Consider the following 9,935-nt stretch of genomic DNA (forward strand, 5'->3'; position numbering starts at 1 on the left):
CTCAGCCGTCGGCCGGGGTCGACACCGGCAACCGCCGTTGCACCGCCCAGATGGCCGCCTCCGTACGCGACGCCGACCCGGTCTTGCGCAGCAGGTTGGACACGTGCACGGTGACCGTACGCACGGAGATGCCCAGCGCCCGCGCCGCCTGCTTGTTGGACATCCCCGCGACCAGGCAGCCCAGCACCTCGATCTCCCGCCCGGTCAGCTCGGCGTCGGCCGGGCCGGCGGGCCGGGGCGCCACCGTCGCCGACCGCGCCGGCCCCTCCCGGGCGGGCCGCGCCGGCGGGGGCGACAGCCGGGGCGCGGGCGGGCGGAGCAACGCCTCGGGCCCCTGGCCGGAGTGCGCGGCGAGCAGCTCGGTCAGCGCGTACGGGTTGCCGCCGGTGCGCCGCCAGACCGCGCGCACCAGCCGGCCGGAGGGGCGCGGGTCCGCGTACACCTGGGTCAGCACCTCGCCGACCTCGGCCGGGAGCAGCGGTCCGAGGTGTTGGCGGACGGCGCCGCGCACGCCGCAGAGCCGGGCCAGCGCGCGGACCGCGAGGTCGGGCGCGACCGCGTCGGCGGCGGGCCGGGTGGCCACCACCAGCAGCGCCGGCAGGTCGGCGGCGGTGGCCAGCTCGCCGACCAGGTTGAGGCTGGCCGGGTCGAGGGCGTGCAGGTCCTCCACCACCAGCACCGCCGGCCCCGCGCCGACCAGCAGCCGGACGACGCGCACCGCGAGCCGGAGCAGCGTGCCGGGCGCGTAGCGCTCGCGCGGCGCGGTCGGCTGCTGGGCGAGCCAGGCCAGCGCGTCCGGCGGCAGGTCCAGCGCGGCGGTGTCGCGACCGGTGAGGACGGCGGCCAGCCAGTCGTACGGGGCGGGGCTGTGCACCCGGGCGGCGCCGGAGAGCACCACCGCCGGCCGGGGAGCGAAGGCGTCCAGGGCGGCCGCGACCAGCAGCGACTTGCCGACCCCGGCCTCGCCGGTGATCACCGCGACGGCCGGAGCGGAGCGCCGGGAACCGGCCACGGTGGACCACGCCCGGTCGAGCTCGGCAAGCTCACCGGCGCGCCCGACCATGGACACCGGCATCATTCCCACACCCTACGCAGTAGTGCGTAGAGACGGCGGCAGGGTGTTCTTGGCAAGCTTGTCCCATGACGCTGATCCTCCGCTCGGCCATCCTCAACGACATCGGCCTGGTCCGCACCAACAACGAGGACTCCGCCCTCGCCGGTGACCGCCTCGTCGCGGTGGCGGACGGCATGGGTGGCCTGCCCGCGGGCGAGGTGGCGAGTGAGATCGTCATCCGCATCCTCGACGAGCTGAGCCCGCCGACCATCCCCGACGAGGCCGCCGACGCGCTGCGGGCCGTGGTGAGCACCGCCAACCGGCGCATCCACGCCGCCATCACCGTCGACCCGGCCCGCGACGGCATGGGTACGACGCTCACCGCCGCCCTGCTCGCCGGCGACGCGCTGGTGCTGGCCCAGGTCGGCGACTCCCGCTGCTACCTGCTGCGCGACGGGCAGCTCACCCAGCTGACCCGCGACGACACCTTCGTGCAGGCGCTCGTGGACCAGGGCGCGCTCTCGCCCGAGCAGGCGCGGCACCACCCGCAGCGGTCGCTGGTGACCCGGGCGGTGCAGGGCGCGGACACGCCGCCCGCGATCGGGGTGCTCACCGTGCGGGCCGGCGACCGGCTGCTGCTGTGCAGCGACGGCCTGTCCGACTACGTCGAGGACGCCACGATCGCGGCGGCGCTGGCCACGTACGCCGACCGCCAGCAGTGCGGCGAGCAGCTCGTGAAGCTCGCCCACCAGGCCGGGGCGCCCGACAACGTCACCGTCGTGGTCTCCGACGTCACCGCGGTCTGACCCGTTCCCGGCGATTGCGGTTGCGCGGACGGGGCAGTCGGGTTGGGATTGGCAGATGACCATCCGCCGGGTGCGCGCCGAGAAACGCCTGACCACCAGCTTCCCGCTCCAGGCGTACGCCTTCGAGACGTCGCCGCTGACCGCGGCCCGGACGGAGGAGTTCCGCGACTACCTGCCCTACAACGAGGGCAACCGGACGCTGGTCGTGGAGGCCGACGGCGCGACGGTGGCCGCCGCCTCGGCCGTGCCCATGCGGCAGAACCTGCGCGGCACGGTGCTGCCGATGGCCGGCGTCGCCGGGGTGACGACCCATCCGCTGGCGCGCCGGCAGGGGCACGTCCGGGCCCTGCTGCACCAGCTCCTCGACGAGATGCGCGACGAGGGGCACCGGCTGACCGCGCTCTGGCCGTTCCGGCCGTCGTTCTACGCCCGGTTCGGCTATGTCGGGCTGCCGAAGGCGCGTACGGCCACCTTCTCGCCGGCCGATCTCGGCGAGCTGCTCCGCGCCGACCTGCCCGGCGAGGTGGGTTGGGAGCGGATCGGCGCGGGCTACCGGACCTGGCGCGAGTTCACCGAGCGCTGCCTGCGCGAGCGGCACGGCTTCGCGATCTTCCCCGACTACCGGGACGTCGGGCTGCGCGACCGCGACGAGCGGTGGCTGCTCACCGCCCGCGTCGGCGGGACGGTCACGGGCGCGGTGACCTACCGGATCGACGACCACGGCGGCACCCTGGTCGCCGACGACCTGCTCGCCACCGACCCGGTCGCCCGGGCGCTGCTGTTGCAGTTCTTCGCCCAGCACGTCGACCAGGTGGAGCGGGTGAGCGTCCAGGTCCCCGTCGACGAGGTGCCGGAGCTGTGGCTCACCGACCTGGCCGTGCACGTCGAGGCGCGGGTGGCCCGCCCGGGCGCGTCCGCGCCGATGGCCCGGCTGCTGTCGGTGGACGCGCTGACCGGGCTGCCCGCCGGGCCGGGCCGGGTGCGGGTCGAGCTGACCGGCGACCGCTGGCTGGCCGGGACGTACCTGCTGGACGGCACGACCGGCGCGCTGGAACTGGTCACCGGCGCCGCCGCCACCGCCGGGGAGCCGCCGACCGCCACGCTGACCGCCGCCGGGATCTCCGCCCTGGCGTACGGGGTGCTCGACCCGGTGGAGGTGGGCCTGCGGGGGCTGGGCGACGTGCCGGCGGACGCGGCGGCGGAGCTGCGCAACCTCTTCCCACGCCACCTGCCGTACCTCTTCGCCGACTTCTGACGCGCCGACTTCTGACGCGACGGTCCCTGAGGGGCGCGGGCGGGCGGGTCAGTAGGGGTTGCCGTGGCCGGCGAGGCGGCCCCGCAGCAGGCCGGCCGGGCGGCCGGGGCGGTCGCCCGCGGCCGACATCGGCGGGCCGGCGGCGTGGGCGCCGTCGGCCATCCCGGCGAAGAGCTCCCTGAGCGCCTCGACCGCGTCGTGCGTCGGCTGCCAGCCCAGCTCCGCCTCGGCGCGCTCGCTCGACATCAGCGGCGCGTTCAGCGCCAGCTCGACCCAGCCGGCGTCGACGGGTTGCAGCCGCGCCCGCCAGGTCAGCGCGGCGGCGGCGCGCAGCACCGGGGCGGCCACCGGCACCGTCCAGCCGTGGAAGTGCCGGGCCACCAGCTCCGGGGTCAGCACCGGGTCGGCGGCGACGTTGAACGCGCCGCGCGCGTCACCCAGGGCCGCCCGGGCGTACGCGTCGGCGACGTCGTCGGTGTGCACCGCCTGCATCCGCAGCCGCCGGTGCGTCGGCACCAGCGGGATCCGGCCGTAACGCAGCAGCCGCACCGGCGCGAACGGGCCGAGGAAGTAGCGGGTGATCTCGGTGGCCGCCGCCCGCTGGAAGTTCAGGCCGGGGCGCAGCCGCACCACGCGCAGCCCCGGATGCTCCCGCTCGGCCCGGTCGAGCAGCGCCTCAACGTCGGCCTTGTCCCGGCTGTACGACGAGCCGGGCACCCCGGTCGCCGGCCACCGCTCGGAGATCGGATGGTCCTTCGGGCCGGGCGCGTACACGCCGACCGACGAGGCGACCACCAGGGCCGGCACGTTCGCGCGGACCACGGCGTCGATCACGGCAGCGCTCCCGCCGACGTTGGTCCGGCGCAGCACCCGCTGGTCGTGGCTGGGCTGGATCTGCCAGGCCAGGTGCACCACCGCGTCGGCCCCGGCGAAGACCTCGGCGAGCTGGTCGGCCGCGCCCGGCAGCCCGACGTCGCAGGCGTGCCACTCCACCTGGTCGTACGGCTCACCGGCGTCCGGCCCCGGCAGCCGGCGTACCACCCCGGCGAGGTCCACGTCCCGCTCCCGGCGCAGCCGGCGCAACAGGGCGGTACCCGCGTTGCCGGTCGCCCCCACCACCACGATCCGCATGCCCGACCCGTACCCGGTCAGCCGCGCCCCAATCGCCGCACCCGACGACCGTCGTCGGCGGGCGGGGCGTCAGGGGCGGGCGGGGGCTCAGGCGGGAGCGGTGGCGTCAGGGGCGGGCGGGGCGTCAGGGGCGGGGTGAGTGGCGTACCCAGCTCTTCTTCTCGTCCCGGCGCCGTCCCTCGGAGGCGGCCAGGCAGCGCGGGCAGATCCGGCCCACCGGGTCCGCCCCGGTGAGCACGTCCGTCGAGCGGTACTCGAACCTGACGTGCGGGAAGCGGCGCAGCCGGGTCCGGCTGAGCGGGAGCCCGCAGACGGTCTGGTTCTGCCCCGGCAGCCAGGCGTGCACCTCGCCGGCCGGCTCGCGTACGCCGTCGGGCCCGGTCTCCTCGCCGGACGCCGCCACGGCCGGGGTGCTGCTCATCCTCATGCGGGCACGGTTCCCCCGCGCGGCCCCGCCCATGCCTTGCGCGCGTCCCGCGCGAAGGTGCGGGCGGGCTCAGCGGCGGGTCAGCAGCGCGGCGACCAGGCAGGCGAGGGCGGCCACCGAGGAGACCGTGCGGATGAGGTTGCCGCGCACCCAGGCCGCCTCGAACCAGGCCCGCACCTCGGCCAGGTCGCCGGCGCGGTCCACCGGGCCGACGGCCTCCAGCCGGTCGTTGAGCGGCACGTTGAGGCCCATCGTCACCCCGACGGTGACCAGGTAGCAGACCAGCGCGGCGACGATCCAGAACAGGACCGGGCCGCCCCGGGACAGGTGCACGGCGGCGGCCACGGCGAGCAGCAGCGCCGCGCCCAGGAAGGCGGTCAGGAACCAGCCGTTCAGGATCTTCCGGTTGATCGACTGCATCGCGCCGAGCAGCGTCCGGTCGTCGGTCGCGCCCAGACCGGGCATGACCGAGCAGGTGTACGCGAAGAAGAGCCCCGCCATCAGCCCGGTGGTCAGGGTCGCGCCGGCCAGGGCGGCGGTGCGGATCGGCTCAGGCATCGAGGTCTCCTTCCGTCGGTTCGTCCCCTCCAGTCAACCCGTCGGTGATCCTCTCGCCCATGGCCGCGAGGCTCGCCTCCATACGCGAGCGTCCACGGAAGGGGACCGCCCGGGCCGGCCCACGGGAAAGACCGGCCCGGGCGGGATCGGAGGCCGCCGGCCCGGGCGTCCGGGCGGCCTTCGGTTCAGGGACGGGCGCCGGGGTGGCGGCGTCCGCGTCGGGTCAGGGGCGGGCGTCGGGGGTGGCGGCGTCCGTGTCAGGGGCGGGCGCCGGGGGCGGCGGCGTCCACGTCGAATCACGGGCGGGCGTCGGGGGCGGCGGCGTCCGCGTCGGGTGGCTGCCCGCGCGGGCGGGCCCAGCCGGTGAACCGCTCGGCCAGATCGGTGCGCGGCCGGTCGCCGTCCGACCCCGCGAGCTGCCCGGCGGCCTCGACCTGGAGGGTGCCGAGATAGACCAGCAGGGCGGTCCGGTCGGTGCGGTACTCGCCGAGCAGCCGCAGCTTCGCCGCCGAGCAGGGCCAGGCGATCCCGCAGGCCGCGCAGCGCCAGGTGGGGCGGGACGGCAGGTGCTCGCGGCGACGCGTCACCGCGCCGCCGCCCGGACGACGGTCGCCCGGTCCACCCGGACGAAGGCGTACCGCTCGCGCGGCCGGAGCGTGCCGGCCGGGGTCAGCTCGCGACCGCGCACCTCGACCCACTCCGCGCCCTGGAACGGGCCCCGGCTGACGACCTCGGTGACCAGCATGGTGAGGGCCCCGGTGCCGAACCGGTAGGAGTCCTCCGGGACGCGGATCACCTCGCCCGTCACGATCGCGCCCTCCCGGCGCGGCCCGTCGCCCGTCATGTCCGCCTCCCGTCTCTCGACGCGTCGCCTGTCCGTCGATACGCCCGCGCGCAGGTGCGCCACGAGCGGCCCTGACTGGTGACACTCTGCTGTGGAGGTGACTACGCTCGGAAGGCTCTGCGCGCGTCCGGGTGGAGTTGGCCGCCCCCGACCCCGGCGAGTGGCGCAGTGGGTAGTCGATCTTCAAACTGGGAGGCCCTGAATGGCCGACGTGCCGAGCCCGCTCGCCGCCTTCGTCGTGGGCGAGATCCGGCGCGCCCGGGGCGCCGCCGGCATGACCCAGGAGACCTTCGGCCGGGGAGCCGGGTTCAGCGCGTCGCACGTCAGCGCGGTCGAGGGCGGCACCCGCGCCCTGACGATGGACTTCATCAAGGGCGCAGATCGGGCGCTCAGGACCGGCGGGCTGTTCGAACGCCTCGTCGCCAGCGTCGGCGCACCGTCCTGGTTCCTCCCCTGGCTCGACGCCGAACGCTCCGCGCGGCAGCTCCGGCTGTTCGAGCCGCTACTGGTCCCCGGCCTGTTGCAGACCGAGAACTACGCCCGCGTCGTCATGCGCCTCAACGACCTCATGTCGGCGGCCGAGGTCGACCAGCAGGTGAGCGCCCGCATGGAGCGCCAGAGGGTGCTGACCGGCGAGAACCCGCCCCAGATGGTCGCCGTCCTGGACGAGTCCGCGCTGCGCCGAACCGGCGACGGATTCGGCGGCATCATGGCGGAACAGGTGGCCCACCTCGTCACGATGGCGGAGCTGCCCCACGTCCACGTGCACGTGATCCCGGCGACGACCGGCCTGCACATCGGCTTGTCCGGGCCCTTCGCGCTGGCCCGATCGGCCGACGGCGGATGGGTCGGGCACCTGGAGAACCAGCTTGGCGGGGTGGTGGTCGACAGCAAGGATGATGTCGCGAGTCTTCTGGCGAAGTGGGAGGGCGTGCGGAACGAGGCGCTCCCGCGTCGGCAGTCCATCGACCTGATGAAGGAATTGGAGAGCCATCATGGACCTCAGTAGCGCTCGGTGGCGGAAGTCCAGCCGTAGTGGTTCGAGCGGCGGAAACTGCATCGAGGTCGCCGACAACCTGCCCGGCGTGGTCGCCGTCCGCGACTCCAAGGACCCGGCCGGCCCGGCCCTGACCTTCTCCCCCGCAGCCTGGCGCGCGTTCGTCGACCGCGCCGCCAGCCGGGCCTGACCGCCCTCCGCGTACGCCCGGAAGCGCCCGCCCGTCGGCGGGCGGGCGCTTCCTGCACCTCGCTGAGCTGCTGGCATCGATGGAGGCGTTAAAGCCGCGAGTCGCCGTCGACCGAAGTCCGGTAACCTGAGCGCGCGGGCCGCTAGCTCAATGGCAGAGCTGTGGACTTTTAATCCATAGGTTCAGGGTTCGAGTCCCTGGCGGCCCACTCTTCCGCAGCTCGGCGGCCCTTCCTGGGGCCGCTTGAGCCCTGATCTTGGTCTACGCAGCAGCGATTTACAGCAGCACCCGTGGATCCCCCCGCCAGGTCGACCAGGGAAGAGACGCAGGCCACCCGAGGCAGAAATCTTCTGTACCTGCCTCGGAGGTGGTCATGCGGATCGTCAACTTCACCCAGCTACGGCAGAACCTGGCCGCCGAACTCGACCGCGTCATCAAGGACGCCGGGGAGGTGGTGGTGACCCGATCGGGCCACGAGCCGGTGGTCATCGTGCCACTCGCCGAGCACGAAGCGATGAAGGAGACCGAGTACTCCTTCGCAACCCGGCCAACGCCGCAGCCCTGCGCCGCTCGATCGCGGAGCTTGAGGAGGGCGACGCGGCCGAGCGGGACTTGGGCGACCCGGCCGCCGCTCGGGACGTCGCGTGAGGCTGGTCTTCGCCGGAACCGCCTGGAACCAGCACCGGCCCGTGTCGGGTCTCAGGACCTGGTCGGTTCACCGTCTCCTCGCCGCGCCGTCAGCACAGCGGCATATGTGGCATGTCGACGCAGGACCTCTACGAAGTTGATCTGGAAGGATCACTTCGTAGAGGTCCTGCGTCTTGTCCGCCCGGCCCGCTGCCAACTAGGCGATCCAGTGCCACCAGGGGCCATCGTCAACACGGTTACCGCTGTCGTAACGGGCAACCCGGAAATTGAGATCGTGGCCTTCCGGGAGGTCCTTGTTGCACAACACCCATGTCCCCGCACCCTGCTTGTTGACGCAGGAACCCCACCGAGGCCCGTCCAGGTCCACCCAGTCGAGCGCCGCAGCGTATCCATCCGCCACCATGTCCTTGACATAGAGGCGGTCGCCGTAGCTGATGAAACAGCCACGGGCACCCTCAATCTGACGGCACTCGACCGGGTCGATGCCGTTGTACGGCACGCCGGAAACCACGGTGCCGTAATCCGTTTCGTCGCCGTAGTAGGCCGCGGAAGCGGCGGTCGGAACAAGTAGCGTCATGGCCACGCCGGCTGCGGCGGCGAGGGCGAGCAAGCCTCGCCGGGGAGCACGTACACGTCGATTTCTCACCGGGCGATCTTGGCACGCCCGTACGAGTGCGGACAAGCCGCGCGCCCGGCGGGCCTCGCCCACGTCCCGCCGGCCACCTGCACCACCGCTTCCTCGGCTGGACCCGACGAGCATCCTGCGGCCCGGCGACGAGAAGCTCCACTACAGCGACCCGGGCAAGCCGAGCGGGCCGCCGCTCGACCCGCCGGCGTCCGAACCTGGGTCAGGGTCCGCTTGACGTGGCGGGCCGGGCGGCGGCCCCGCTCCCGGCGGTCTGTCGACCGCACGCGGCGGATGTCGACCCCGGCCAGTGGCTCAAGGTCTCCGGCGGCCCAGCGCCCCGATGAGCACGACGGCGACGGCAACGTGCATCAGCGCCAGGATCGTCTTGGCTGCGCCGGTCGCCTCGACGCCGAGCAGGGGCAGGAACGACGCCAGCAACACGATCACGGCGAGCACTGTCCAGACACCTGCGGCTCGACGGGTCAGCCGTTCCAGCAGAGCACGTACACCCCAGGCGAGTAGGGAGACGGCGAGCGTGACGGCGGCGACGAGCGGCAGGCTGACGACCTGGGGTGGTTGACCGCTGCCGGGGTCGACGCGCATCTCGATGTCGAGGATCTGGGCGGCAGTCCAGAGCAGCGTGGTGGCCACGAGGGCGGTGCCGACCACGAGCACGCCGGCCCGGAGCCCCTTGATCATCGGGGATGCGAAAGTGGTGGTCATCAGGTACTCCTTCACGGGATGAGGGTGGTCTTGCCCCGGGTGCGGCCGGCCTCGGCGTCGCGGTGCACCGCGGCCAGGTCGGCGATCGGGCGGGACGAGGCGATGTCCAGGCGGACGGTGCCGGCGTCGACGAGCTTCACCAGCGCGGCGAGGTGGTTGACGTCGTTGCGGGCGACCATGTGCGTCGCGCTCACCGGGGCGTCGGCGGGCGGCTCGACCGGGGTGGCGATGGAGACGATGACACCACCGGGCCGCACCAGCGGTATCAGGGCCGCGGCCTCCGAGGGGCTGATCGCGACGAGGTTGAGGACGGTGTCGACCGGCTCTTCCACCGCCTCCGCGACGGGTGCGGCGCGGTAGTCGATCGTCTGGTCGGCGCCGAGTCGGCGGACCGCGTCGGCGCTGCGCGGGCTTGCCGTGGCGATGACCTGCGCTCCGGCGTGCTTGGCGAGCTGGACGGCGAATCCGCCGACGCCGCCGCCCGCGCCGTTGACCAGCACCCGCTGCCCGGGCGTGACGCGGGCATGTTCGAACACCGCCTGCCAGGCGGTGAGGCCGGCGACAGGGATGGCGGCGGCGTCGGCGAGCGGGACGGCGGTGGGTGCCGGGACGAGGGTGTCGGCCGGGGCGGCCACGTACTCGGCCGCGGCGCCGCCGCCGTCGAGCCGGCCGAC

At 74.2% G+C, this 9,935-nt stretch carries 13 protein-coding genes, 1 tRNA gene and 1 pseudogene; 6 read left to right on the top strand and 9 right to left on the bottom strand.

The features are described from left to right. Position 1 precedes the first annotated feature (1 nt). Positions 2 to 1,078, bottom strand: coding sequence for an AAA family ATPase (locus ACWENR_RS18070; protein ID WP_452278129.1), 1,077 nt, complete (start codon positions 1,076 to 1,078; stop codon positions 2 to 4). A 62-nt stretch (positions 1,079 to 1,140) separates the two neighbouring features. Here ACWENR_RS18070 and ACWENR_RS18075 point away from each other — a divergent pair, with 62 nt between their 5' ends. Next, the gene (locus tag ACWENR_RS18075; RefSeq protein ID WP_452278130.1) at positions 1,141 to 1,860 is read left to right on the top strand and encodes a PP2C family protein-serine/threonine phosphatase; all 720 of its coding nucleotides are present in this window, start codon (positions 1,141 to 1,143) and stop codon (positions 1,858 to 1,860) included. A gap of 55 nt (positions 1,861 to 1,915) precedes the next feature. After that, positions 1,916 to 3,115, top strand: a complete 1,200-nt coding sequence (locus ACWENR_RS18080) for a GNAT family N-acetyltransferase (protein WP_452278131.1) — start codon at positions 1,916 to 1,918, stop codon at positions 3,113 to 3,115. 48 nt (positions 3,116 to 3,163) lie between these two features. On the opposite strand, the gene ACWENR_RS18085 is transcribed toward ACWENR_RS18080, so the two are convergent. The 5 genes from ACWENR_RS18085 to ACWENR_RS18105 form a co-directional block, all read right to left on the bottom strand. Continuing rightward, positions 3,164 to 4,246 carry an NAD-dependent epimerase/dehydratase family protein gene (locus tag ACWENR_RS18085; RefSeq protein WP_452278132.1) on the bottom strand — a complete coding sequence of 361 codons (1,083 nt, stop codon included), beginning with the start codon at positions 4,244 to 4,246 and terminating at the stop codon, positions 3,164 to 3,166. A 124-nt stretch (positions 4,247 to 4,370) separates the two neighbouring features. Next, positions 4,371 to 4,673: a hypothetical protein gene (locus ACWENR_RS18090; protein WP_091099595.1), complete on the bottom strand. Its 303-nt coding sequence runs from the start codon at positions 4,671 to 4,673 to the stop codon at positions 4,371 to 4,373. A gap of 69 nt (positions 4,674 to 4,742) precedes the next feature. Next, the gene (locus ACWENR_RS18095; protein ID WP_452278133.1) at positions 4,743 to 5,231 is read right to left on the bottom strand and encodes an anthrone oxygenase family protein; all 489 of its coding nucleotides are present in this window, start codon (positions 5,229 to 5,231) and stop codon (positions 4,743 to 4,745) included. A gap of 296 nt (positions 5,232 to 5,527) precedes the next feature. Continuing rightward, positions 5,528 to 5,818 carry a flavin reductase gene (locus ACWENR_RS18100; RefSeq protein ID WP_452278134.1) on the bottom strand — a complete coding sequence of 97 codons (291 nt, stop codon included), beginning with the start codon at positions 5,816 to 5,818 and terminating at the stop codon, positions 5,528 to 5,530. Beyond that, a complete protein-coding gene (locus tag ACWENR_RS18105; RefSeq protein ID WP_452278135.1) occupies positions 5,815 to 6,075 on the bottom strand; it encodes a hypothetical protein in 261 nt (86 codons plus the stop codon). Before ACWENR_RS18105 ends, ACWENR_RS18100 begins: the two co-directional genes overlap by 4 nt. A gap of 202 nt (positions 6,076 to 6,277) precedes the next feature. Here ACWENR_RS18105 and ACWENR_RS18110 point away from each other — a divergent pair, with 202 nt between their 5' ends. The 4 genes and pseudogenes from ACWENR_RS18110 to ACWENR_RS18125 form a co-directional block, all read left to right on the top strand. Further along, on the top strand, positions 6,278 to 7,084 hold the full coding sequence (locus tag ACWENR_RS18110) for a helix-turn-helix domain-containing protein (protein ID WP_452278136.1): 807 nt from the start codon (positions 6,278 to 6,280) through the stop codon (positions 7,082 to 7,084). After that, positions 7,071 to 7,262: a DUF397 domain-containing protein gene (locus ACWENR_RS18115; protein WP_091099620.1), complete on the top strand. Its 192-nt coding sequence runs from the start codon at positions 7,071 to 7,073 to the stop codon at positions 7,260 to 7,262. Before ACWENR_RS18110 ends, ACWENR_RS18115 begins: the two co-directional genes overlap by 14 nt. 136 nt (positions 7,263 to 7,398) lie before the next feature. After that, positions 7,399 to 7,470, top strand: a tRNA-Lys gene (locus ACWENR_RS18120). Between the two features lie 165 nt (positions 7,471 to 7,635). Then, positions 7,636 to 7,740, top strand: a pseudogene (locus ACWENR_RS18125) (type II toxin-antitoxin system prevent-host-death family antitoxin); the annotation flags it as partial. A gap of 366 nt (positions 7,741 to 8,106) precedes the next feature. On the opposite strand, the gene ACWENR_RS18130 reads toward ACWENR_RS18125, so the two are convergent. From ACWENR_RS18130 to ACWENR_RS18140, 3 genes are all read right to left on the bottom strand, one after another. After that, positions 8,107 to 8,520: a hypothetical protein gene (locus ACWENR_RS18130; protein WP_452278142.1), complete on the bottom strand. Its 414-nt coding sequence runs from the start codon at positions 8,518 to 8,520 to the stop codon at positions 8,107 to 8,109. 330 nt (positions 8,521 to 8,850) lie between these two features. Beyond that, a complete protein-coding gene (locus ACWENR_RS18135; RefSeq protein WP_452278137.1) occupies positions 8,851 to 9,276 on the bottom strand; it encodes a DUF6069 family protein in 426 nt (141 codons plus the stop codon). Continuing rightward, positions 9,273 to 9,935 (bottom strand): zinc-binding dehydrogenase (locus ACWENR_RS18140; protein ID WP_452278138.1); only part of this gene is annotated, 663 nt, incomplete at its 5' end. The genes ACWENR_RS18135 and ACWENR_RS18140, both read right to left, overlap by 4 nt.

This window comes from Micromonospora sp. NPDC004336 (assembly GCF_053602615.1).